Here is a 24,892-nt window from a genome sequence, read left to right on the forward strand (position 1 = left end):
GCGTCGCGGAGGCCCTCCGGGTTGCGGGAGGGCCCTCGGCTCGTTCAGGCCGGGACGGATCGTCCGGACAGGGCGGCTCCGCGGCGCAGCGGAACCGATCGGGCTCAGCGCGCCCGCCGAACCGGTTGCTCCGCCGCGCGGCATGGCAACAGAGAGGCGACGACCCGTTCGCTCCGGGCCGTCGCCGTGACGGGGCGCCTCAGGCGCCGCCGCACTTCTTGGTCTTGGTGTTGTAGTTGCCGCAATTGAGCTTCACCCAATCGGCCTCGAGGTCCTTGGATCCTTCGAGCTGCTTCGACCAGGCCTCGCCGGGAATCAGGCTGTCGGTCTTGTAGACGACGTCGAACTGGCCATCGTCCTTGATCTCGCCGATGAAGACGGGCTTGGTGATGTGGTGGTTGGGCAGCATCTTGGCGGTGCCGCCGGTGAGGTTCTTCTGCTCGATGCCCGGCAGCGCGGCGATGACCTTGTCGGGGTCGGTGCTGCCGGCTTTCTCGACCGCCTTCACCCACATGTTGAAGCCGATGTAGTGGGCCTCCATCGGGTCGTTGGTGACGCGCTTCGGGTTCTTGGTGAAAGCCTGCCACTGGTCGATGAAGGCCTTGTTCTCAGGCGTATCGATCGACATGAAGTAGTTCCACGCCGCGAGATGGCCGAGCAGCGGCTTGGTGTCGATGCCGGCGAGCTCCTCCTCACCGACCGAGAACGCGACGACGGGGATATCCGTCGCCTTGATGCCCTGGTTCGCGAGTTCCTTGTAGAACGGCACGTTGGCATCGCCGTTGATGGTCGAGACGACGGCCGTCTTCTTGCCGGCCGAGCCGAAGGATTTGATGGCCGAGACGCGCGTCTGCCAATCCGACTGGCCGAACGGGGTGTAGTTGATCGAGATGTCCTCGGGCTTCACGCCCTTCGACTGCAGATAGGCCTCGAGGATCTTGTTGGTGGTGCGCGGGTAGACGTAGTCGGTCCCTTCCAGCACCCAGCGCTCGACCTTCTCCTCGCGCATCAGGTAATCGACGGCCGGGATCGCCTGCTGGTTCGGCGCGGCGCCCGTGTAGAACACGTTCCGCTCGCTCTCCTCGCCCTCGTACTGGACCGGGTAGAACAGGATCGAGTTCAGCTCCTTGAACACCGGCAGCACGGACTTGCGCGACACGCTGGTCCAGCAGCCGAACACCGCCGAAACCTTGTCCTTGGCGATCAGCTCGCGGGCCTTCTCGGCGAAGAGCGGCCAGTTCGACGCTGGATCGACCACAACGGGCTCGAGCTTCTTGCCGAGCAGGCCGCCCTTCTTGTTCTGCTCCGCGATGAGCATGAGCATCGCGTCCTTGAGCGTCGTCTCGGAAATCGCCATCGTGCCCGAGAGCGAGTGCAGGATGCCGACCTTGATGGTCTCCTGCGCGCGGGCGGCGCTCACACCCAGCGCGGCGATCGCCAGGCCTCCGGACAGCGCCATGGCGGATGCCCAGGTCTTCAAACGTATCATGATGCGGCTCCCCGGCCGCGTTTACCGCGGCTCAGCTCGGCGCTTGAGCAAGCCGCATGCCATGATGCCGCAGCCGTGGCAGGCTCCTGTTTGAGCAGTGCCGTGCGTCTGATGACGCGCCTGCATCGGCAGGGAGCAGTGCGATGCAAATATGCCTATCTAATAGGCAGACGCTTCGGTGATCCTGGCGAATCCGCCGTGCCGTCGAAGTCGAACGGGCTTGCGCCTGAGAGCGTCGCTTTCCAGTGAGGCCTCTGCTAACGGCTCTGGCCGCGCCAGCCCGTACGTCGCGAGAAAGTCCCACGATGAATAAAGTCTCGGAGAGCACGATCGCGCTCATCGGGGCGCCGATCGAGGTCGGCACGAGCGAGGCTGGCGCGCTGATGGGCCCGGCCGCCCTGCGCACGGCCGGGCTCGTCCGGATCCTGCGCGATCTCGGCCACGTGGTGCGAGACGAGGGCGACCTCACGCCCGACGGTCCGGCCGATGCCCGCGGCCTGCCGGCCGTCGCGGCCTGGACCGGCGTCCTATCGCGGGCCGTCGAGGCGGCGCTGGCGGCGGGGTCCCTGCCGGCGGTGCTCGGCGGCGACCACAGCCTGTCCCTCGGCTCGGTCGAGGGCGCGATGCGGCACTGCGCGCGCGAGGGACGCCCGCTGTTCGTGCTCTGGCTCGATGCCCATGCCGACTTCAACACGCCGGAGACCTCCCCCTCCGGCAATCTCCACGGCATGCCGCTCGCCGCACTCTGCGGTGAGCCGGGCTTCGACGGCCTGTTCGCCGATCCGGCCCGCGCGCCGCTCGACCCGGAGCGGATCGACCTGTTCGGCCTGCGCTCGATCGATGCCGGCGAGCGTGCTCTGGTCAGCGCCCGGCGCGTCGGCGTGACCGACATGCGCCACATCGACGAGTTCGGCGTCGTGGCGCCCCTGCGGCGCATCCTCGAGCGCGTCGAATCGGCTGGCGGTCACCTGCATGTCAGCCTGGACGTGGACTTCCTCGACCCCTCGATCGCGCCCGGGGTCGGCACCACCGTGCCGGGCGGGGCGACCTTCCGGGAGGCCCATCTCATCATGGAGATGCTGCACGATTCCGGGCTGGTCCGTTCCCTCGACGTGGTCGAGCTCAACCCGTTCCTCGATGAGCGCGGTCGCAGCGCCCGCGTGCTGGTCGAGCTGGTCGCGAGCCTGTTCGGGCGCCGCATCCTCGACCGTCCGACCCCGCCGATCGAGGCCGTTCCGGGCAGCGGGCGCACCCAGCCGTGAACGCCGTGCCGCCGATCGCCCGAGCGGAGGTGAAGGCGCCCGAGCGCCAGCGCTCAGTCGGCCGCATCGCGCTCCGGGTCGGCGCTCCGGACGGCGGCGGCGCGGCGGAATTGCGCGACCTCGCCGAGTCGGGCCCGCTGCGCCTGCGCTTCCCGCGCCGCCACGGCGGCGAGGAGACCGAGGCGATCCTGGTCAACACCGCGGGCGGAGTCGCCTGCGGCGATGCCTTCACCGTGGAGATCGCGCTGGAGCGGGGTGCGCGCCTCTGCTTCACCAGCACGGCTGCCGAGAAGCTCTACCGCTCGGACGGACCCGTCTGCCGGATCGAGAACCGCGTCGCCCTGGCCGCGGGGGCGCGCCTCGCGTGGCTGCCGCAGGAGACCATCCTGTTCGACCGCGCCCGGGTGCGACGCAGCTTCACGGCCGATCTCGCCCCGGACGCGGCGCTCGTGGTGTTCGAGGCCGTCGCCTTCGGGCGTGCCGCGCATGGCGAGGTGCTGGGAGCCGGCCTGTTCGAGGATGCTTGGCGGGTGCGCCGGGCGGGCCGGCTCGTCCTGGCCGACACCCTGCGGCTCGACGGCGACCTCGCCACCCTCTTGGCGCGACCCGCGATCGGCGGCGGCTGCGGCGCCTGCGCCACCCTGCTGGATTGCGCACCCGGCGCCGAGGGCCGTCTGGAGGAGGCGCGCGCCCGTCTCGATGCGGCCGGTGCCGGCCTCGACGGCGTGTCATACGGCGCCAGCGCCTGGAACGGCCACCTCGCGATCCGCATGGTCGCCCGCGGAATCGGCTCGCTCCGCAGCCTCGCCGCGCGCTTCCTCGACGGCTATCGCGGGATCCCCCTGCCCCGGGTCTGGCAGAGCTGACCGGCCCCGTGCGGAAAACACCGCCCGGCCCGTTGCCCTCCGACATCCTCCTCTGCTAGAGACCCGCCACCCCCGATCCGGCCGCCCGGCTCTGGGGATCGCATCGGCAGCCCTTCGGGCCGGCCATGCCGGACGGCCTCGTGGCGGAGTGGTTACGCAGAGGACTGCAAATCCTTGCACCCCGGTTCGATTCCGGGCGAGGCCTCCAAGCTTACACATCTCAGCGTCGATAAAGCACCCGAGAACCCGGCCGGCCCTGTGTCCGCAGCCGGGTTTCGGTGCGTCGAACCGAGACCTGTCCCGCCACTCCGTGACACCGTTGTGACGCATGCGTCACACACCGGAGAAGCGGGCAAATCAGCGCTTGCCAGCCGCGGCGGGCCTGTGTAGACACCCGGCCGTGATCCCCGATAGCTCAGTTGGTAGAGCAGGCGACTGTTAATCGCCTTGTCGTAGGTTCGAGTCCTACTCGGGGAGCCATCGGCCCACCAGGGCCCCGCCATCCGACATCCCGACGTCCGCTCCGCCACGCGCTTCGCGCCGTCCGCGATACGGCGTTTCGGCACCATCCCCGGTCTCCCTCGTGCCGCCGTCGCGCCGAGCCTGCGCTCGGTCTATCGCCTTGCCGTGTCGGAGCGAGGTGCTCTCCGTCCGCATCTCCCGAAGCGCGCGACGCCGTGCGATAACGGGGCCGAGCGGGAGTTCGGACATGCACGACAGCGGCGACGACCACGGCCCCACCGATCATGCGCCCGACCACCCGCATGCGATGCCGGCCGCGGAGCGCTGGAAGCATGACGGCGTGCGGGTGATCCCGGGCGACCGGCTCGACCCCAACACCGCGCAGACGCCCGGCATGTTCCGGCAGGCCGCGATCAACGCCGCCCGCGTCGGCGCGCAGAAGATCTGGGCCGGCACCGTCGCGATCGCGCCGGATGCGAAGACCGGGGTGCATCATCACGGCGCGCTCGAGAGCGTGATCTACGTGGTCTCCGGCCGCGCCCGGATGCGCTGGGGCGAGCGGCTCGAATACGTGGCCGAGGCGGGGCCCGGCGATTTCATCTTCGTGCCGCCCTACGTGCCGCATCAGGAGATCAACGCCTCGCCGGGCGAGCCCCTGCACTGCGTGCTGGTGCGCTCCGACAACGAGGCGGTGGTGGTCAACCTGCCCGACATCGCGCCGGTGGAGCAGCCGGAGGCGGTCTACTGGGTCGACCCGATCCACGGGCACCCCTGAGCCGTCCGCCGCGTCGCGCTGGCTCGTCCGCGCCGGGACAGGCTTGACCCGGTGCCGTGCATGATCCTTGCTGCGGCCTCGCTTCCGCACCGACAGGCGAGGTTCCGCGTGCTCCTGACACCCCGCGAGAAGGACAAGCTCCTCGTCGCCATGGCCGCGCAGGTGGCACGCAACCGGCTGGCCCGCGGCGTGAAGCTCAATCATCCGGAGGCGGTGGCGCTCATCACCGATTACGTCGTCGAGGGCGCCCGCGACGGCCGCACGGTGGCCGAGCTGATGCAGGCCGGCGCCAGCGTCCTCACCGCCGACCAGGTGATGGAGGGGATTCCCGAGATGATCCACGACATCCAGGTCGAGGCGACCTTCCCGGACGGCACGAAGCTCGTCACCGTGCATCACCCGATCCGCGGGCCGGCCTCGGCCGATGTCCCCGGCACCGTGACGACGCTGCCCGGCGAGATCGTCTTCAACGCCGGAGCGGAGCGCACGGTGCTCGCGGTGGCCAATACCGGCGACCGCCCGATCCAGGTCGGGTCGCACTACCACTTCTTCGAGGTCAATCCGGGCCTCGTCTTCGAGCGTGAGAAGGCGCGGGGCCAGCGCCTCGACATCGCGCCGGGCACGGCGGTGCGCTTCGAGCCGGGCTCGACGCGGGAGGTGACCCTGGTGCCGCTGTCCGGCGGGCGCACGGTCTACGGCTTCCGCGGCGACGTGATGGGCGCGCTCTGATCATGGCCAACTCCCCCAAGCCCGCGAGCCTGCCGCGCGCCGCCTACGCCGACATGTTCGGTCCCACCACCGGCGATCGCATCCGGCTCGCCGACACCAGCCTGGAGATCACCGTCGAGCGCGATCTCACCACCTACGGCGAGGAGGTGAAGTTCGGCGGCGGCAAGGTCATCCGTGACGGCATGGGCCAGTCGCAGGTGACGAACCGGGACGGCGCCGTCGACACCGTGATCACCAACGCGGTGGTGCTCGACCATTGGGGCGTGGTGAAGTGCGACGTCGGACTCACCGGCGGCCGGATCGTGCGGCTGGGCAAGGCCGGCAACCCGGACGTGCAGCCGGGCGTCGACATCGTGGTCGGGCCGGGCACGGAGGTGATCGCGGGCGAGGGCAAGATCCTCACGGCCGGGGGCTTCGACAGCCACATCCACTTCATCTGCCCGCAGCAGATCGAGGAGGCCCTGTGCTCCGGCATCACCACGATGCTCGGCGGCGGCACGGGGCCGGCGCACGGCACCTTCGCCACCACCTGCACCCCCGGACCCTGGCACATCGCCCGGATGATCGAGGCGGCGGACGGTTTTCCGATGAACCTCGCCTTCGCGGGCAAGGGCAACGCCTCCCGTCCCGAGAGCCTGATCGAGATGGTGCGGGCCGGGGCCTGCGCGCTCAAGCTGCACGAGGATTGGGGCACCACGCCCCAGGCGATCGATACCTGCCTGACGGTGGCCGACGCCCACGATGTGCAGGTGATGATCCACACCGATACGCTGAACGAGTCCGGCTTCGTCGAGGACACCATCGCGGCCTTCGCGGGCCGCACCATCCACGCCTTCCACACCGAGGGCGCGGGCGGGGGGCACGCGCCGGACATCATCAAGGTGGCGGGGCTCGCTCACGTGCTGCCCTCCTCCACCAACCCGACGCGGCCCTACACGCGCAACACCATCGACGAGCATCTCGACATGCTGATGGTGTGCCACCACCTCGACCCGTCGATCCCCGAGGACCTCGCCTTCGCGGAGAGCCGGATCCGCAAGGAGACCATCGCCGCCGAGGACATCCTGCACGATCTCGGCGCGCTCTCGATGATGTCCTCGGACAGCCAGGCGATGGGCCGGGTCGGCGAGGTCGTAATCCGCACGTGGCAGACCGCCGACAAGATGAAGCGCCAGCGCGGCGCGCTCGCGGGCGACGCCTCCGGCACCGACAACCTGCGCGCCCGCCGCTACGTCGCCAAGTACACGATCAACCCGGCCATCGCTCACGGCGTCTCGCGCCACATCGGCTCGGTGGAGCCCGGCAAGCTCGCCGACTTGGTGCTCTGGACGCCGGCCTTCTTCGGGGTGAAGCCCGATCTCGTGCTCAAGGGCGGGATGATCGCCGCCGCCCCGATGGGCGACCCGAACGCCTCCATCCCGACGCCCCAGCCGGTGCATTACCGCCCGATGTTCGGCGCCTACGGCCGGGCGCCCTTTGCCACGGCGCTGACCTTCGTGTCGAAGGCCGCCGTCGAGGACGGCCTGCGCGAGCGGCTGGGCGTCCAGAAGCAGCTGGTGGCGGTGGAGAACGTGCGCGGCGGCATCTCCAAGAAGAGCATGGTGCTCAACGACGCCACGCCGGTGATCGAGGTCGACCCCGAGACCTACGACGTGCGCGCCGACGGCGAGCTCCTGGTCTGCGAGCCGGCCGAATTGCTGCCGATGGCGCAGCGCTATTTCCTGTTCTGACCGTCGATCCCCCGAGTTCCATGATCCGCGCAACCCGCCTCCTCCGCCGCGACGCCCTCGCGGGCGGCGAGATCGTCGACCGCGTCGTGCTCGATCACGGTGACCGCCATCGCCGCCGCGTCGCCATGCGGGGTGTGGGCGGGCTCGCCTTCCTGCTCGATCTGGCCCAGCCCGCCCGCCTCGACGACGGCGATGCGCTGGTGCTGGAGGACGGGCGCCTCGTCTGGGTCGAGGCCGCGCCCGAGCGCCTGCTGGAGATCCGCGCTCCGAGCGCGCACGCCCTGAAGCGCCTGATCTGGCACATCGGCAACCGGCACATCCCGGCCGAGATCGGCGAGGAGGCGGTCTATATCGGGGCCGACCACGTGCTGGCCGAGATGGTGCGCGGCCTCGGCGGCAGCGCCGAGCCGGTGATGCGCCCGTTCCATCCGGAAGGCGGGGCCTACGCGGGCGAGCCGGGCCAGCACGGGCATCACGGGCACGATCACCCGCACCCGCATCCCCATCCGCACCCCCATGCGTGATGCCCTGCGCCTGATGGCGTGGCTGTCTCCGGGCTATCCGGTGGGCGCCTACGCCTACTCGCACGGGCTCGAATGGGCGGTGGAGGCGGGCGACGTCCGCGACGAGGCAGGCCTCGCCGCATGGCTCGCCGATGTCGTGGCGCGCGGCAGCCTGCGCAACGACCTGATCCTGCTCGGCCACGCCCACGGTGCCGTCGCGGATGCGGCGATGCTCGCCGAGGTGAACGACCTCGCCCTGGCGCTGGCGCCCTCGCGGGAACTCCATCTGGAGACGAGCCAGCAGGGCCGCAGCTTCCTCGACGCCACCCTCGGCGCCTGGCCCTGCGCCGCGCTCGCCGCCATCGGCGCGATCCTTCCCGGCGCGGTGGCCTACCCGGTCGCGGTCGGGGCGGCTGCGGGCGCGCACGGCATCGCGGCGGGCTCGGCGCGCGCCGCCTACGGCCTCGCCTTCGTCCAGAATCTCGTCTCGGCCGCCCTCCGCGCCGCGCCGGTGGGACAGGCCGCGGGCACGCGGGTGATCGCCGGCCTCGTGCCGGAGGTCGAGGCGCTGGCGGAGGCGGTCGGCTCCCTCGGCCTCGACGCGCTCGGCTCGGCGACGTTCCGGCTCGATCTCGGCTCGTTCCGGCACGAGACCCAGTATTCGCGGATCTTCCGGTCGTGAGCGGGCTCGACCTCGCCCGCCTGCGCTCCGAGACGCCGGGCGTCCGGCACGGCATCCACCTCAACAATGCCGGCGCCGCGCTGATGCCCGCGCCCGTGGTCGAGGCCGTGAAGGCCTATCTCGACCTGGAGGCGGCCCATGGCGGCCACGGTGCGGCCGAGCGCGAGGCGACGCGCCTCGCCGCCGTCTACGCGAGCGTGGCCCGCCTGATCGGGGCGGTGCGCGACGAGATCGCCCTGGCCGAGAGCGCGACGCGGGCGTGGCAGATGGCGTTCTACGCGCTGGCCCGCACGCTCCGGCCGGGCCAGCGCCTGCTGGTCGGCCGCACGGAGTTCGGCGCCAACCTCGTCGCCCTGCGCCAGGTCGAGCGGGCGACCGGCGCGCGGATCCAGGTGATCCCGTGCGACCCGGACGGCCGCATCGACGTGGCGGCGCTCGCCGGCCTGATCGACGCCGACGTTCGGCTGATCGCCGCGACGGCGATCCCGTCGAATGGCGGGCTGGTCAACCCCGTGGCGGAGATCGGACGCCTCGCCCGAGCCCACGGCGTGCCGTTCCTGCTCGACGCCTGCCAGATGGTCGGCCAGCGCCCGGTCGACGTCGCGGAGTTCGGATGCGACATGCTCGTGGCGACCGGCCGCAAGTTCCTGCGCGGACCGCGCGGCACCGGGTTCCTCTACGTGCGGCGCGTCTGGCTCGACCGGCTCGAGCCGGCGATGCTCGACCATTTCGGGGCGCCCCTCGACGGCGCCGGCGGCTACCGCCTGCGCCCCGACGCGCGCCGCTTCGAGACCTACGAACACGGCCACGCCGCCCGCCTCGGCCTCGGCGTTGCCGTGGATTACGCCCTCGACCTTGGGCTCGAGCGGATCGCGGCGCGCTGCACCGCTCTGTCGCGCCGGCTGCGCGCGGGCATCGCCGCGCTGCCGGGGGGCCGCACCCACGATGCCGGGCCCGATCCGGCGAGCCTGGTGACGCTGACCCTGGCCAACCACGCGGCCGAGTCGATCCGGGCGGCGCTCGCCGAGGCCGGCATCGCCTCCGGGCTGTCGCTTCACGCCGCTGCCCCCCTCGACGCGGAGGCGCGGACGTTGCCGCCCCTCGTGCGGCTCTCGCCGCACGCCTACAATTCCGAGGACGAGATCGCCCGCACGCTGGACGTCCTGACCCGGCTCGCGGCCTGAGGAGACGCGCCCATGACATCGCATAACGGACCCCTGCGCGTCGGCATCGGCGGCCCGGTCGGCTCGGGTAAGACCGCCCTGATGGAGCAGCTCTGCAAGCGCTTCCGCGACCGCTACGAGATCTGCGCCATCACCAACGACATCTACACCAAGGAGGATGCCCGGATCCTCACGGTGGCCGGCGCACTGCCGGAAGAGCGCATCATGGGTGTCGAGACCGGCGGCTGCCCCCACACGGCGATCCGCGAGGACGCCTCGATCAACCTCGCGGCGGTGGCCGAGATGCGCCGCCGCTTCCCGAAGCTCGACGTGGTGCTGATCGAATCCGGCGGCGACAATCTCGCGGCGACGTTCTCGCCGGAACTCGCCGACATCACGCTGTACGTCATCGACGTCGCGGGTGGCGAGAAGATCCCCCGCAAGGGCGGTCCCGGTATCACGCGCTCGGATCTGCTCATCGTGAACAAGACTGATCTCGCACCCCTTGTCGGCGCCGATCTCGGGGTGATGGAATCCGACACGAAGCGGATGCGCGGTGATCGTCCCTACGTCTTCGCCTCGTTGCGGGACGGCGCGGGTGCCGACACCGTCGCGCGCTTCATCGAGACGGCCGGCGGCCTGGCGTAGGCGCAGACGTGAAACGGCCACCGGGTCCATAGAACCCGGTGGCCGTTCTGGTCATGGTGATGGCCCGCCCGGGGGCCATCGGGTTTGCGTGGTGACCGGGGGGCTTAGCGCCCGACGGTCCCGCCCGTGCCGGTCGGGGCGCCCGTCGTGCCCGGGCCGCGCATGCCGGCGGCGCCCGGCGCCGTGGTGCCCGTCGAGGGACCGGTCGTCACGGTCGAGCCGGTGGTGGCGCCGCGGGCCGCCGTATCGGCTGCGGACGAGCTGGTGGTCGAACCGCCCGCAACGTTGCCGCCGGATCCGTTGCCACCCGGAGCACCCTGGGCCCAGGCACCACTGGAGAGAGCCAGCACGAGCGAGGCGGCGGCGGCAGCTGTCATGAATCGCATTATTCTGTCCTTGCGAGCGTTTCCGATGGGGGTCCAACGTCCGCAGAACGCAGAAAGTTCAGATCCAGGGTCGAGCCGACCCGGTTATACCCTCCTCCTCTATGCTTTGGCGGAGCCATAACCGTCGCCGTCGAGGCGTCGGGTTTGGGGGATGCTCGGCGCGGGACGCGGGCCCTCGCACCCGCGCTCAGCAGATCCGCCAGCGACTCTCGAGCCCGGTGAGGCGGAGGAGTTCCTGCGCGGCTCGCTCCAAGCGGTCGGCCGGGCGGCTGATGAGCGGCGGTTTCGCTCGGAAGCCGAACCGGTGCATCGTCTCCTGCACCAACGCGGCGATCTGCGCCTCGACCTCGCCGGGGATCGGCCGGCCGGCCCACTCGTTCGGGACGGCCGCGCGCGCCGGCGCGACCACCGCGTCCCAGCTCGTGCCCCAGGCCAAGCGGGCGAAGCGCTCACGGCTTTGGTAGGTCCAGTCGTCGATCCGGCCGTGATACTCGGGCGCGTCGCCGCGGAACGGCTCCGGGTCGAGCCCGCGCGCCCAGGCCGCCTGATCGAGGGCGTGGCCGATCCTGCGGGGATGGCCCGCCGCCTGCCGATGCGCCCCGAGGAGCCGCAGCCGGCGCGAGGCCTCGACGGCGATCGGACCGGAACTCCGGTTCGTCGCGTAGGAGAGCGCGCCCGCTCCGATCAGCGGGGCGAGGCGGCTCGCGAGACCCAGCGCCGCGAAGGCGCGGCCGACGAGCGGCGCCTCCGAGCGCCGGTCGGCAAGCGGCACCGCCGTGACGCGGCCGTCCGCGGCCTCGGCCCACGGCGCGACCAAGGCGCGGTAGTCGAGGCGCCCGGAACGCCAGTGCCCGCGCAGGTAGTCGCGGAAGCTTCGCGTCTCCCGCACGAGCTGGGCGCGATGCGCGTAGGCCGAGTTCAGGAAGCCGCAGGGCGGCTTGACCATCATCAGGACCTCGAGAGCGAAGCCGCGCCGCGCGAGCATCTCCCGCAGCGTCTCGGGCACGCGGAAGCGCGGCCGCTGCACCGAGAAATCCTCGTAGGAGAGGATCACCGTGTCGGCCTGCGTGTCGCGCAGGGCCGTGTCGAGCCGTGCCAGGATCGCCGCGCGCTCGCCAGGGCCGCGCCGTCCGTCGAGGGCCTCGCCCAGAGGCTGGTGGTTCACATCCGCGTCGGGATGCGCGCCCGGCGGGGCGAGTTCGGGATAGAGCAGGCCGGCCTCCGCCAGGCGGGGCCGCAGCCCGGCGAGCACCTCCTGCAGGGAGGTGGACCCCGTCCGGGGCATTCCGATATGGATGATCGCTCGACGCATTCCGCTTCCTCCGCCCATTCTGGGTCTTCCCCGCCGCCCCTTTCCCCTCGAAGTGTGACGATGATCGACCTAACGCTCGCCGCTGCCCGGACCATCGTCGCGACCGCCCTGGAGGCGGCGCGGGCACGCGGCCTGAAGCCGCTCGCCGTCGTCGTCTATGACGCCCGTGGATCTCTGAAATGTGTCCAAGTGGAGGACGGCACCGCCCTGCGCCGCGCCGAGATTGCGGCCGGCAAGGCGAACGGGGCCCTGGCTCTCGGGATCGGTTCCCGGGCGATCCATGCGCGGGCCGAGGCGCAGGCCTATTTCGTCGCGGCCGCCGGCGCCCTCGCGGGTCCGGCCGGCCTCGTTCCGGTGCCGGGCGGTGTGCTGATCCGCGCGGCCGACGGCCGGCTGCTCGGCGCGGTTGGCATCTCGGGCGATACCTCCGACAACGACGAGATCTGCGCGCTCGCGGGGATCGAGGCGGCCGGCCTCGTCGGCGAGACCGGCGCCTGACGCGCATGCGCCGCCGCGACTGGCTGGGCGGGGCGGCGGCGCTCTGCGCGTTCCCGGCTCCCGCGCGGGCCTCGGCCGCCGCCCTCTACCGCCGCGGCAACGACGCGGATCCCGAGACCCTCGATCCGCACCGCTCCTCCACGGTCGCCGAGGCGCATATCCTGCGCGACCTGTTCGAGGGGCTCCTGACCTACGACAATGCCGGCGCGATCATCCCCGGAATGGCCGAGAGCTGGACGATCTCCGCGGATCGCCGGACCTATACCTTCCGGCTGCGCGGCGACGCGCGTTGGTCGAACGGCGAGCCGGTTGAGGCGCAGGCCTTCGTCTACGCGCTGCGCCGGATCCTTCGGCCGGAGACGGCGGCGAAGTACGCCGAGGTGCTCTATCCGATCCGCAACGCCGCTGCGGTCAATCGCGGTGACCGCCCGTCCGAAGATCTCGGCGTCGCCGCGCCCGACCCCCGCACCCTCCTGCTCGGGCTCGATCAGCCGACCCCCTACATCCTCGAACTGCTTACCCACCAGACCGCCCTACCGGTCCATGCGCCCACGGTCGAGCGTTACGGCGACGCCTTCACCCGCCCCGGCAATCTCGTCTCGAACGGACCCTACCGCCTGCGCGACCGGGTGCCGAACGACCGCATCATCCTGGAGCGCAATCCGCATTACCACGCGCGGGCCGAGGTCAGCATCCCGGAGGTCGCCTTCCTGCCGACGCCGGACCTGTCGAGCGCGGTCCGCCGCTACGCCGCCGGGGAGATCGACTCGCTGGCCGACCTGCCGGGCGATCAGATGGCCTCGCTGCGGGCCCGCTTCGGCGCTCAGGTCGTGCTGGGCCCGTCGCTCGGCGTCTACGCGCTCGCCGTGAACAGCCGGAAGCCGCCCTTCGACGACGTGCGGGTCCGACGCGCGCTCTCGCTGGCGATCGACCGCCCATACCTCGCCGAGGCCCTGTGGGGCGGCACGATGAGCCCGGCCTACTCGCTCTGCCCGCCGGGCCTCGACAATTACCGTCGGCCGCCCGAGACGCCGGGGCGCGAAGGCCTGCCGATCGACCACGAGGAGGAGGCGCGCCGCCTGCTCGCCGAGGCCGGGTTCGGGCCGGGGCGGAGCCTGCGGATCGAGTACCGCTTCAACACCACCGACAACAACCGCAACACCGCGGTGGCGCTGGCCGAGATGTGGCGCGACCTCGGCATCGAGACCCGCTTCATCTATACCGACGCCAAGACGCATTTCGCCTATCTGCGCGATGGCGGCGATTTCGACGTCGCCCGGATGTCCTGGATCGCCGACTACTCGGACCCGCAGAACTTCCTGTTCCTGCTGCGCTCGGGCAACGACGGCATGAACCCCGGCCGCTACGCCAACCCGGATTACGACGCTCTCCTCGACGCGGCCGCCGCCGAGCCCGACGTCGCGGCGCGTGCCGGCCTGCTCTACCGCGCGGAGAGCCTCCTCATGCGCGACCTGCCCTGGATCCCGGTGATGCACACCCGCTCGAAGGCGCTGATCAGCCCGCGCTTGCACGGCTACATCCCGAACCTGCGCAACGCCGCCCCGACGCGCTTCCTGAGCCTCGACGCATGACCCGGCGCGCCATGATCCTCTCGGCGGCCCCATGCCCGGCCTGATCCTGCGCCGTCTGCTCCAGGCGGTCCCGACCCTCGTGGCCGTCGTGGCCGCGAGCTTCTTCCTGATGCGGCTAGCGCCGGGCGGCCCGTTCGACCTGGAGCGCCCCCTGGCTCCGGCGGCGATGGAGAACCTGCGCCGCGTCTACGGGCTCGATCAGCCCCTCGTCGTGCAGTTCGGCCACTATCTCGCGGCGCTCGCGCAGGGCGATCTCGGGCCCTCCTTCTCCTACCGCGACCTCGGCGTCGCCGATCTGCTGCGCCGCGGCCTGCCGGTCTCCCTGACGCTGGGCGGCCTCGCGCTAGTCCTGGCGCTGGCGCTCGGCATCGGGTTCGGTACGCTCGCGGCACTTCGCCAGGGCGGCCCGGTCGACCGCGCGGTCGGGCTCGTCGCGGCCCTCGGCCTGTCGCTCCCGAGCTTCGTCGTCGCGCCGCTGCTGCAGATCGCCTTCGGGCTGGCGCTCGGCTGGCTGCCGCTCGGCGGCTGGAACGGCGGCGCGCCCGCCCATCTGGTCCTGCCGGTCTTCACCCTCGCCCTGCCCCAGGCCGGGGCGATCGCGCGCCTCACCCGGGCCTCCCTCGCCGAGGCCCTGCGGGCGCAGCCGGTGCGGACCATGCGCAGCCTCGGGCTGCCGCCGGCCCGGGTGCTGCGCCACGCCCTGCGCGGCGCGCTCCTGCCCGTGATCGCGCTGGCCGGTCCGCTCGCCACCGGCCTCCTCACGGGATCGGTGGTGGTGGAGACGATCTTCGGTCTGCCGGGGATCGGCCGCTACTTCGTCGAGGGCGCGCTCAACCGTGACTACACGCTGGTGATGGGCACGGTGGTGCTGGTCGGCACCTTCGTAATCGCCCTGAACCTGCTCTCCGATCTCGTCGCCGCCTGGGCCGATCCGCGCCTGCGGATCTCCGCGTGAGCGGCGCGCCGCGTGGTCCCGCGCCCGGCCGGCTCGGACGCCGCCTCCTCGGGGATCGCTACGCGCTCGGCGCCCTCCTCGTGCTGGCCGCGGTGACGCTCGCCTGCCTGATCGGTCCGGCGCTCACCGGGCACGCGCCCGAGCGGTCCTACCCGGACCTGCGCCAGCTCGGGGCCGGCCTCGCGGCGCAGCCGGATGCGGACCGGCTGCGTCCGGCTCTCGACCGGCTCGCCTTCCGCATGCGCGCCGGGGTGGAGGGCGCGGAGATCTCGGGCCGGACGCTCCGGCTCGTCCTCGTCTCCGAGACCCCGATCGACCGACGAAGCCTCGTCTATCTGCCCCGCTCCGACCTGTTCGGCGCCCCGACGGTGACGGAGGCCTCCGCGGACGGGCGGCGCCTCGTCCTCGCCGTACCGGTGCGGCGCCTCCACTTCCTCCTCGGCACCGACGTGCACGGACGCGACCTTCTGAGCCGCAGCCTCGTCGCTGGCCGGGTGTCCCTGCTGATCGGGCTGGTTGCGACCCTCGTCGCCCTGCTGATCGGCGTCGCCTACGGCGCCGTGGCGGGGTTCGCCGGCGGCGCGGTCGATGCGGCGATGATGCGCCTCGTCGACATCCTCTACGCGCTGCCCTTCGTCTTCCTGGTCATCGTCCTGGTGGTGTTCTTTCGCCCCGGCCTCGGGCTGATCCTCGTCGCCATCGCCTCGGTCGAATGGCTCGACATGGCCCGGATCGTCCGGGGGCAGGCCCTGTCCCTGCGGCGGCGCGACTTCGTGCGTGCCGCCGAGGCGATGGGCCTGCGCACGCGCACGATCCTCGTGCGCCACATCGTGCCGAACGCGCTCTCGCCGATCATCGTGGCGGCGACGCTGCTGGTACCGCGGGTGATCCTGCTGGAGAGCTTCCTGTCCTTCCTCGGCCTCGGCGTGCAGGAGCCGCAGACGAGTTGGGGCGTGCTGGTGGCCGAGGGCGCGCGGTCGATCGAATCGGCGCCGCATATGCTCGCCGCGCCCGCCGGCTTCCTCGTCGCCACGCTGATCGCCCTCAACACCCTGGGCGACCGCCTCGCCGACGCCGCCGATCCGCGGAGCGGCTGACGGCACGAAAAAGGGCGGCCCCGCCGGGGACCGCCCTTCATCTCGTCAATCGTGCCGCGGGATTACTCCGCGGCTGCCGGCGGAAGGTTCTCGAGGCCGACGCCGCTGTCGGTCTGCTTCTGCTGCAGGATCATCTTGTCGCGACGCCGCGCAACGGCGCGGATGTCGGCGACCATCGAGCCCGTGCCCGCCGGGATGAGCGAGCCGACGATGACGTTCTCCTTGAGGCCCTCCAGCGTGTCGACCTTGCCGTTGACCGCCGCCTCCGTGAGGACGCGGGTGGTCTCCTGGAACGAGGCCGCCGAGATGAACGACTTCGTCTGCAGCGAGGCCTTGGTGATGCCGAGCAGCACCGGCACGCCGACGACCGGCTTCTTGCCCTCCGACAACAGCTTCTCGTTGATGTCGGTCAGCTCGGTGCGGTCGATCTGGTCGCCCGTGATGATGTCCGAATCGCCGCCATCGGTCACCTCGACCTTCTGCAGCATCTGCCGGACGATCACCTCGATGTGCTTGTCGTTGATGGACACGCCCTGGAGCCGGTAGACCTCCTGGATCTCGTTGACGAGGTAGGCGGCAAGCTCCTCCACGCCCTTGATCGCCAGGATGTCGTGCGGCGCCGGGTTGCCGTCGACGATGTAGTCGCCGAGTTCCACCACGTCCCCGTCCTGCAAGTGGATGTGCTTGCCCTTGGGGATCAGGTACTCGACCGCCTCCGAACCGTCGTGCGGCGTCAGCGTCAGCCGACGCTTGTTCTTGTAGTCGCGGCCGAACTGGATGGTGCCGGACTTCTCGGCGATGATCGCCGCGTCCTTGGGACGACGCGCCTCGAACAGCTCCGCCACCCGCGGCAGACCGCCGGTGATGTCGCGGGTCTTGGCCGAGTCGGTCGAGACGCGGGCGAGGATGTCGCCGGCCTTCACCGTGCTGCCCGGGTCGTAGCCGATGATGGCGTCGACCGGCAGCAGGTAGCGGGCCTCGGATCCGCGCGGCAGCTTGATCGGCTTGCCGTCCTGATCCGTGATCACCATCGCGGGCTTGAGGTCCGAGGTCCGGGCCGAGCCGCGCCAGTCGATGACGACGCGCTTGGAGATGCCCGTCGACTCGTCCGCCGTCTCGGTGATGGACTGGCCGTCGTACAGGTCCTCATAGGCCACGATGCCGTCGACTTCGGTGAGGATCGGACGGGTGTAGGGATCCCACTCGGCGATCCGCTGCCCGCGCTTGATCTTGTCACCTTCGTCGACGCGCACGCGCGCGCCGTACTGGAGCCGGTGCACGGCCCGCTCGGCCCCGTCGGAGCCGACGATCACCACCGCCACGTTGCGCCCGGTGGCGACGAGATCGCCGTCCGAGTTCTTCGCCAGCGCCCGGTTGCGGATCTTGATCGTGCCTTCGAAGCTCGACTCGATGAAGGACGAATCCGCGATCTGGGCCGCACCGCCGATGTGGAAGGTGCGCATGGTGAGCTGGGTGCCCGGCTCGCCGATCGACTGCGCCGCGATGACGCCGACGGCCTCGCCCATGTTGACGGGCGTGCCGCGGGCGAGGTCGCGCCCGTAGCAGGTGGCGCAGACGCCGCTCTTCGTGGCGCAGACCAGCACCGAGCGGATCTTCACCTCCTGGATGCCCGCGGCCGTGATGGCCGGCAGGTGCTTCTCCTCGATCGTCTCATTGGTCTTGACGATCACGGTGCCGTCCTGGGCGACCAGATCCTCCGCCGTGGCGCGGCCGAGGATGCGGGTGGCCAGGGTCGCGACGACCTGACCGGCATCCACGATGGCGCGCATGCGGATGCCGTTCGTCGTGCCGCAATCGACCTCGCGGATCACGGCGTCCTGGGCCACGTCGACGAGGCGGCGGGTCAGGTAGCCGGAATTCGCGGTCTTGAGCGCGGTGTCGGCGAGACCTTTGCGGGCGCCGTGGGTCGAGTTGAAGTACTCGAGAACGTCGAGGCCTTCCTTGAAGTTCGAGATGATCGGCGTCTCGATGATCTCGCCGGACGGCTTGGCCATCAGGCCGCGCATGGCCGCGAGCTGCTTCATCTGCGCCGGCGAACCGCGCGCACCGGAGTGGCTCATCATGTAGATCGAGTTGACCTGCTTGTCGGCGCCGTTCTCGTCCTTCTGCACCGACGAGATCCGGCCCATCATCTCCTGGGCCAGCTTGTCGGAGCACTTCGCCCAGGCGTCGACGACCTTGTTGTACTTCTCACCCTGGGTGATCAGGCCGTCGTTGTACTGCTGCTCGTAATCCTTCACGAGCGTGCGGGTCGCGTCGACGATGGTCCACTTGTTGTCGGGCACCACCATGTCGTCCTTGCCGAACGAGATGCCGGCCTTGAACGCGTGGGTGAAGCCCAGCCCCATGATGCGGTCGCAGAAGATCACCGACTCCTTCTGACCGCAGTGGCGGTAGACGGTGTCGATCATCGCCGAGATCTCCTTCTTGGTCATCAGCTTGTTGACGACGTCGAAGGGCACCTTGGCGTGCTTCGGCAGCGCGCCCGACAGGATCACGCGGCCCGGGGTGGTGTCGTAGGTCTTGGTCAGGGGCTTGTTGTCCGGGCCGATGCCGGTCCAGCGCCACTTGATCTTGGAGTGCAGCTTCACCGCGCCCGCCGCGAGCGCGTGCTCCAGCTCGCCGATGCTGCCGTAGACGCCCTGCATCGGGTTGGTCTTGTTGGTCGCGTCGAACGCGCCGATCAGGCCCTCGCCGACGATCGACAGGTAGTAGAGGCCGAGCACGATGTCCTGCGACGGCACGATGATCGGCTGACCATTGGCCGGGTGCAGGATGTTGTTCGTCGACATCATCAGGACGCGCGCCTCCAGCTGAGCCTCGAGGCTCAGGGGAACGTGCACGGCCATCTGGTCGCCATCGAAGTCGGCGTTGAACGCGGCGCAGACCAGCGGGTGCAGCTGGATCGCCTTGCCCTCGATCAGCTTCGGCTCGAAGGCCTGGATGCCCAGGCGGTGGAGCGTCGGCGCCCGGTTGAGCATCACGGGATGCTCGCGGATGACCTCATCGAGGATATCCCAGACCTCGGGCTTCTCCTTCTCGACGAGCTTCTTGGCCTGCTTGACGGTGGCCGAGAAGCCCTTGGCGTCGAGGCGCGCGTAGATGAAGGGCTTGAACAGCTCCAGCGCCATCTTCTTCGGCAGGCCGCACTGGTGCAGCTTCAGTTCCGGACCGACCACGATGACCGAGCGGCCCGAATAGTCGACGCGCTTGCCGAGCAGGTTCTGGCGGAAGCGGCCCTGCTTGCCCTTCAGCATGTCGGCGAGCGACTTCAGCGGGCGCTTGTTGGCGCCCGTGATGACGCGGCCGCGGCGGCCGTTGTCGAACAGCGCATCCACCGCCTCCTGAAGCATGCGCTTCTCGTTGCGGATGATGATGTCGGGCGCGCGCAGCTCGATCAGCCGCTTCAGGCGGTTGTTGCGGTTGATGACGCGGCGGTAGAGGTCGTTGAGATCGGACGTGGCGAAGCGGCCGCCGTCTAGGGGGACGAGCGGGCGCAGGTCCGGCGGGATCACCGGCACCACGGTCAGGATCATCCACTCGGGACGGTTGCCCGACATCTGGAACGCCTCGATGATCTTGAGGCGCTTCAAGAGCTTCTTGGGCTTCAGCTCCGAGGTCGTGACGGCGATCTCCTCGCGCAGATCGTTGGCGATCTTGTCGAGGTCGAGCTCCTGCAGGATGCGCCGGATGGCCTCGGCGCCGATCATCGCCGTGAAGGAATCCTCGCCGTACTCCTCCTGGGCGCGCAGGTACTCCTCCTCCGACAGGAGCTGGCGCTCCTTGAGGGGGGTGAGGCCCGGCTCGATGACGCAGTAGGACTCGAAGTAGAGGATCCGCTCGAGGTCCTTGAGGGCCATGTCGAGCAGAAGGCCGATGCGCGAGGGCAGCGACTTCAGGAACCAGATGTGGGCGACGGGCGCGGCCAGCTCGATATGGCCCATGCGGTCGCGCCGCACGCGCGCCAGGGTGACCTCGACGCCGCACTTCTCGCAGATGACGCCCTTGTACTTCATGCGCTTGTACTTGCCGCACAAGCACTCGTAATCCTTGATGGGCCCGAAGATGCGCGCGCAGAACAGGCCGTCGCGCTCGGGCTTGAAGGTCCGGTAGTTGATCGTCTCGGGCTTCTTGATCTCACCGTAGGACCACGAGAGAATCTTCTCGGGCGACGAGATCGAGATCTTGATCTGGTCGAAGCTCTGAGGCTGGGCCTGCTGGTTGAAAAGGTTCATGACCTCTTGGTTCATGATCCGCTCCTTGTTGACGGGCTGCGCCGCGCCTGCGCTGCCGCGTACTCAAACCTCGGCGCGGCGCCCTCCCGAGGCGCCGCTGGCCGTCATCTCACGTTCCGGGAGGCTCCGCCCCTCCCCGCTCGGACCGTGCCGACGCGCGAGGCGCCGGCACGGGAGGTGTGGTCCTACTCGGCCGCGTCGGCCGGCGGCTCGAGCTGGTCGTTGGCCGCCTGCTGCTTCGAGGAGGTGAGCTCGACGTTGAGGCCGAGCGAGCGCATCTCCTTGACGAGCACGTTGAAGGACTCGGGGATGCCGGCCTCAAAGGTGTCGTCGCCGCGGACGATCGCCTCGTAGACCTTGGTGCGGCCGGCCACGTCGTCCGACTTCACCGTGAGCATCTCCTGCAGCGTGTAGGCCGCGCCGTAGGCCTCCAGCGCCCAGACCTCCATCTCGCCGAAGCGCTGTCCGCCGAACTGCGCCTTTCCGCCGAGCGGCTGCTGGGTGACCAGCGAGTACGGGCCGATCGAGCGGGCGTGGATCTTGTCGTCCACGAGGTGGTGCAGCTTCAGCATGTAGATGTAGCCCATCGTCACCTTGCGGTCGAAAGGCTCGCCCGTACGCCCGTCGTAGAGCGTCGATTGCGCCGAGCGGTCGAGCCCGGCCATCTCCAGCATCGTCTCGATGTCGGCTTCCTTGGCGCCGTTGAACACCGGGGTCGCCATCGGCACGCCGCGACGGACGTTGTTGCCCGCCTCCGCCAGATCCTCGTCGGAGAGCCCGGCGAGTTCGGAGGGTGAGTAGATCGCCTCCATCTCCTGGCGCAGCGGCGCGATGTCCTGGTTTTTCAGATAGGCATCCACCGCCTTGGCGACCTTGCGGCCAAGGCCCGCAGCCGCCCAGCCGAGATGGGTCTCCAGGATCTGTCCGACGTTCATGCGCGAGGGCACGCCGAGCGGGTTCAGCACGATGTCGGCATGCGTCCCGTCCTCCAGGAACGGCATGTCCTCGATCGGCACGATCCGCGAGACCACGCCCTTGTTGCCGTGGCGACCGGCCATCTTGTCGCCGGGCTGGATCTTGCGCTTCACCGCCACGAAGACCTTGACCATCTTCATGACGCCGGGCGGCAGCTCGTCGCCGCGCTGCAGCTTCTCGACCTTGTCGAGGAAGCGCTGCTCAAGGCGCTTCTTCGACTCGTCGTATTGCTTCTGCATCGCCTCCATCTCGGTCATGAGACGGTCGTCGACGACCGCGAACTGCCACCATTGCGAGCGCGGATACTCGTTGATCAGCTCGCGCGAGAGGGTGGTGTCCTTGCGGAAGCCCTTCGGGCCGGCGATCGGCGCCTGGCCGATCAGCAGGTCCGAGAGGCGCGCGTAGGTGTTGCGATCGAGGATCGCCTGCTCGTCGTCGCGGTCCTTGGCGAGGCGCTCGATCTCCTCGCGCTCGATGGCCTGGGCGCGCTCGTCCTTGTCGACGCCGTGGCGGTTGAACACCCGCACCTCGACGATCGTGCCGGTGACGCCCGGCGGCACCCGCAGCGAGGTGTCGCGCACGTCCGAGGCCTTCTCGCCGAAGATGGCGCGCAGGAGCTTCTCCTCCGGCGTCATCGGGCTCTCGCCCTTCGGGGTGATCTTGCCGACGAGGATGTCGCCCGCATGCACCTCGGCACCGATATAGACGATGCCGGCCTCGTCGAGGTTCTTGAGCGCCTCCTCCGAGACGTTCGGGATGTCGCGGGTGATCTCCTCCGGCCCGAGCTTGGTGTCGCGGGCCATCACCTCGAACTCCTCGATGTGGATCGAGGTGAACACGTCATCCTTCACGATCCGCTCGGAGAGCAGGATCGAGTCCTCGAAGTTGTAGCCGTTCCACGGCATGAACGCGACGAGCACGTTCCGGCCGAGCGCCAGCTCGCCGAACTCGGTGGACGGACCGTCGGCGATGATCTCGCCCTTCCGCACCGGCTCGCCGACGCGCACCAGCGGCTTCTGCGTGATGCAGGTCGACTGGTTGGAGCGCTGGAACTTCTGCAGGCGGTAGATGTCGACGCCGGGCTTGTTGGCGTCGGCCTCCTCGGTGGCCCGGATGACGATACGGGTGGCATCCACCTGATCGACGATGCCGGTGCGGCGCGCGGCGATGGCGGCGCCCGAATCGCGCGCGACCACGGCCTCCATGCCGGTGCCGACGAACGGCGCGTCGGCGCGAACGAGCGGCACCGCCTGGCGCTGCATGTTCGAGCCCATCAGGGCGCGGTTGGCGTCGTCGTTCTCGAGGAACGGGATCAGCGCCGCGGCCACCGACACGAGCTGCTTCGGGGACACGTCCATGAGATCGACCCGCTCGGGGCCGACCACGATCACCTCGCCGGCGCGACGGCAGACCACGAGGTCCTCCGTCAGCTTGAAGTTCTCGTCCATCTGGGCGTTGGCCTGGGCGACGTAGTACTTCGCCTCCTCCATCGCCGACAGGTAGGCCACGTCCGTGGTGACGACGCCGTCCTTCACCCGCCGGAAGGGGGTCTCGATGAAGCCGTACTTGTTCACCCGCGCGAAGGTGGCGAGCGAGTTGATCAGGCCGATGTTCGGGCCTTCCGGCGTCTCGATCGGGCAGATCCGGCCGTAATGGGTCGGGTGCACGTCGCGCACCTCGAAGCCGGCGCGCTCGCGGGTCAGACCGCCTGGGCCGAGCGCCGACAGGCGGCGCTTGTGCGTCACCTCGGAGAGCGGGTTGGTCTGGTCCATGAACTGCGACAGCTGCGACGAGCCGAAGAACTCGCGCACCGCGGCGGCCGCGGGCTTCGCGTTGATCAGGTCCTGCGGCATCACCGTGTCGATGTCGACCTGGCTCATGCGCTCGCGGATGGCGCGCTCCATGCGGAGCAGGCCGAGGCGGTACTGATTCTCCATCAGCTCGCCGACCGAGCGCACCCGGCGGTTGCCGAGGTGGTCGATGTCGTCGATCTCGCCCTTGCCGTCACGCAGCTCCACCAGCGCCTTGACGACCGCCAGCATGTCCTCCTTGCGCAGGGTGCGCACGGTGTCGGCGGCGTCGAGGTCGAGGCGCATGTTCATCTTCACGCGGCCGACCGCGGACAGGTCGTAGCGCTCGGAATCGAAGAACAGCGAGTGGAACATCGCCTCGGCGGTCTCGAGCGTCGGCGGCTCGCCCGGGCGCATGACCCGGTAGATATCGAACAGCGCGCCCTCGCGGCTGGAATTCTTGTCCACGGCGAGGGTGTTGCGGATGTAGGGACCGACGTTGACGTGGTCGATGTCGAGCACCGGCAGCTCGGCGACGCCGACATCGTCGAGAGCCTTGAGCAGCTTCTCGGTGATCTCCTCGCCGGCCTCGGCCCAGATCTCGCCGGTCTTGCCGTTGACGAGGTCCTCGGCAACGTACTGGCCGATCAGGTCCTCGTCGGTGGCCTTGAGGAACTTGGTCCCCTTCTCGGTGATCTGGCGGGCGTTGCGGGCGTTGAGCTTCTTGCCGGCCTCGAGCACGACCTCGCCGGAATCGGCATCGATGAGATCCACCGAGGCCTTGAAGCCCTTCAGGCGCTCGGCGTCGAACGGCACGCGCCAGTCGGCGCCGTCGCGGTCGTACGTGACGCTGTTGTAGAAGGTCGCGAGGATCTCCTCGCCGTCCAGCCCGAGGGCGAACAGCAGGGAGGTCACCGGCAGCTTGCGCTTCCGGTCGATGCGCACGTGCACGATGTCCTTGGCGTCGAACTCGACGTCGAGCCAGGAGCCCCGGTAGGGGATGATGCGCGCGGCGAACAGCAGCTTGCCCGACGAGTGCGTCTTGCCCTTGTCGTGGTCGAAGAACACGCCCGGCGAGCGGTGCATCTGCGAGACGATGACGCGCTCGGTGCCGTTGACGATGAAGGTGCCGTTCTCCGTCATCAGGGGCATGTCGCCCATGTAGACGTCCTGCTCCTTGATGTCCTTGACGGACTTCGCCTGGGTGTCGGGATCGACATCGAACACAATCAGGCGCAGCGTCACCTTGAGCGGCGCCGCGAAGGTGATGCCGCGCTGGCGGCACTCGTCCACGTCGTATTTCGGCGGCTCGAAGGTGTAGCGCACGAACTCGAGCAGCGCCGTCGAGGAGAAGTCCGAGATCGGGAACACCGACTTGAACACGCTCTGCAGGCCTTCGTCGGCCCGGCCGCCCTCGGGCTCGTCCACCATCAGGAACTGGTCGTAGGACGCCTTCTGAACCTCGATGAGGTTCGGCATCTCGGCGACTTCCTTGATCTTGCCGAAGAACTTCCGAATGCGCTTGCGACCGACCAGCGTGTTGGCCATGTGACCTCGCTCCTACCCGCGTCCTGGTTGCCCGGGGAAGTTGTTCGCCACTCCCGCGCCAGGCCGTGACGCGCGCCCCGCCGGACCGCGCCACCCGTACCCGAAATCCGCCTCGACCCGTTCCAGGATCGTCCGGTCGCCTGAAGCGACCTTAGCCCGCGGGTGAGAACACCC

18 protein-coding genes and 2 tRNA genes are annotated in these 24,892 nt (G+C 69.9%); 15 read left to right on the forward strand and 5 right to left on the reverse strand.

All coding sequences use genetic code 11. The features are described 5' to 3' along the window. Positions 1–199: 199 nt before the first annotated feature. Entirely contained in the window at positions 200–1,459 is a 1,260-nt protein-coding gene (gene urtA, locus ACS5RC_RS10570; RefSeq protein ID WP_478343935.1) for an urea ABC transporter substrate-binding protein, read from the reverse strand. A 335-nt stretch (positions 1,460–1,794) separates the two neighbouring features. On the opposite strand from urtA, the gene rocF reads away from it, so the two are divergent. The 11 genes from rocF (at position 1,795) to ureG (ending at position 10,309) form a co-directional block, all read left to right on the forward strand. After that, positions 1,795–2,751 (forward strand): arginase, encoded by a 957-nt coding sequence (gene rocF, locus ACS5RC_RS10575; protein WP_478343808.1) that lies wholly within the window; start codon positions 1,795–1,797, stop codon positions 2,749–2,751. Continuing rightward, complete coding sequence (locus ACS5RC_RS10580; protein WP_478343809.1) at positions 2,748–3,617, forward strand: urease accessory protein UreD; 870 nt, start codon at positions 2,748–2,750, stop codon at positions 3,615–3,617. The genes rocF and ACS5RC_RS10580 overlap by 4 nt, the downstream gene beginning before the upstream one ends. Before the next feature lie 134 nt (positions 3,618–3,751). Beyond that, positions 3,752–3,825, forward strand: a tRNA-Cys gene (locus tag ACS5RC_RS10585). Positions 3,826–4,021: 196 nt separating this feature from the next. Then, positions 4,022–4,097: transfer RNA gene (locus ACS5RC_RS10590), tRNA-Asn, on the forward strand. Between the two features lie 229 nt (positions 4,098–4,326). Further along, on the forward strand, positions 4,327–4,854 hold the full coding sequence (locus ACS5RC_RS10595) for a cupin domain-containing protein (RefSeq protein ID WP_478343810.1): 528 nt from the start codon (positions 4,327–4,329) through the stop codon (positions 4,852–4,854). 108 nt (positions 4,855–4,962) lie between these two features. Beyond that, the gene (locus ACS5RC_RS10600) at positions 4,963–5,583 is read left to right on the forward strand and encodes an urease subunit gamma (protein ID WP_478343811.1); all 621 of its coding nucleotides are present in this window, start codon (positions 4,963–4,965) and stop codon (positions 5,581–5,583) included. Between the two features lie 2 nt (positions 5,584–5,585). Beyond that, positions 5,586–7,313: an urease subunit alpha gene (ureC, locus tag ACS5RC_RS10605; RefSeq protein ID WP_478343812.1), complete on the forward strand. Its 1,728-nt coding sequence runs from the start codon at positions 5,586–5,588 to the stop codon at positions 7,311–7,313. 20 nt (positions 7,314–7,333) lie between these two features. Further along, positions 7,334–7,837 (forward strand): urease accessory protein UreE, encoded by a 504-nt coding sequence (locus tag ACS5RC_RS10610; RefSeq protein WP_478343813.1) that lies wholly within the window; start codon positions 7,334–7,336, stop codon positions 7,835–7,837. Further along, on the forward strand, positions 7,830–8,498 hold the full coding sequence (locus tag ACS5RC_RS10615) for an urease accessory protein UreF (RefSeq protein ID WP_478343814.1): 669 nt from the start codon (positions 7,830–7,832) through the stop codon (positions 8,496–8,498). The genes ACS5RC_RS10610 and ACS5RC_RS10615 overlap by 8 nt, the downstream gene beginning before the upstream one ends. Beyond that, on the forward strand, positions 8,495–9,682 hold the full coding sequence (locus tag ACS5RC_RS10620) for an aminotransferase class V-fold PLP-dependent enzyme (RefSeq protein WP_478343815.1): 1,188 nt from the start codon (positions 8,495–8,497) through the stop codon (positions 9,680–9,682). Before ACS5RC_RS10615 ends, ACS5RC_RS10620 begins: the two co-directional genes overlap by 4 nt. Positions 9,683–9,694: 12 nt before the next feature. Then, a complete protein-coding gene (gene ureG, locus ACS5RC_RS10625; protein ID WP_478343816.1) occupies positions 9,695–10,309 on the forward strand; it encodes an urease accessory protein UreG in 615 nt (204 codons plus the stop codon). Positions 10,310–10,413: 104 nt separating this feature from the next. Here ureG and ACS5RC_RS10630 read toward each other — a convergent pair whose 3' ends face one another. Further along, positions 10,414–10,686: a hypothetical protein gene (locus tag ACS5RC_RS10630; protein WP_478343817.1), complete on the reverse strand. Its 273-nt coding sequence runs from the start codon at positions 10,684–10,686 to the stop codon at positions 10,414–10,416. Between the two features lie 196 nt (positions 10,687–10,882). Next, entirely contained in the window at positions 10,883–12,007 is a 1,125-nt protein-coding gene (locus ACS5RC_RS10635) for a hypothetical protein (RefSeq protein ID WP_478343818.1), read from the reverse strand. Between the two features lie 60 nt (positions 12,008–12,067). On the opposite strand from ACS5RC_RS10635, the gene ACS5RC_RS10640 reads away from it, so the two are divergent. From ACS5RC_RS10640 to ACS5RC_RS10655, 4 genes are read left to right on the forward strand one after another with little or no spacing between them, the layout of a single operon-like run. Beyond that, entirely contained in the window at positions 12,068–12,505 is a 438-nt protein-coding gene (locus ACS5RC_RS10640; protein WP_478343819.1) for a GlcG/HbpS family heme-binding protein, read from the forward strand. Positions 12,506–12,510: 5 nt separating this feature from the next. Further along, the gene (locus ACS5RC_RS10645) at positions 12,511–14,097 is read left to right on the forward strand and encodes a peptide ABC transporter substrate-binding protein (protein ID WP_478343820.1); all 1,587 of its coding nucleotides are present in this window, start codon (positions 12,511–12,513) and stop codon (positions 14,095–14,097) included. A gap of 31 nt (positions 14,098–14,128) precedes the next feature. Further along, a complete protein-coding gene (locus ACS5RC_RS10650) occupies positions 14,129–15,052 on the forward strand; it encodes an ABC transporter permease (protein ID WP_478343821.1) in 924 nt (307 codons plus the stop codon). Then, positions 15,049–16,149, forward strand: a complete 1,101-nt coding sequence (locus ACS5RC_RS10655; protein ID WP_478343822.1) for an ABC transporter permease — start codon at positions 15,049–15,051, stop codon at positions 16,147–16,149. The genes ACS5RC_RS10650 and ACS5RC_RS10655 overlap by 4 nt, the downstream gene beginning before the upstream one ends. Positions 16,150–16,211: 62 nt before the next feature. Here the strand turns inward: ACS5RC_RS10655 and rpoC are convergent, their stop codons facing one another. Then, on the reverse strand, positions 16,212–20,420 hold the full coding sequence (rpoC, locus tag ACS5RC_RS10660) for a DNA-directed RNA polymerase subunit beta' (protein WP_478343823.1): 4,209 nt from the start codon (positions 20,418–20,420) through the stop codon (positions 16,212–16,214). 170 nt (positions 20,421–20,590) lie between these two features. Further along, entirely contained in the window at positions 20,591–24,718 is a 4,128-nt protein-coding gene (gene rpoB / locus ACS5RC_RS10665) for a DNA-directed RNA polymerase subunit beta (RefSeq protein ID WP_478343824.1), read from the reverse strand. Between the last annotated feature and the right edge of the window lie 174 nt (positions 24,719–24,892).

This window comes from Methylobacterium sp. HJ2, assembly GCF_056431005.1.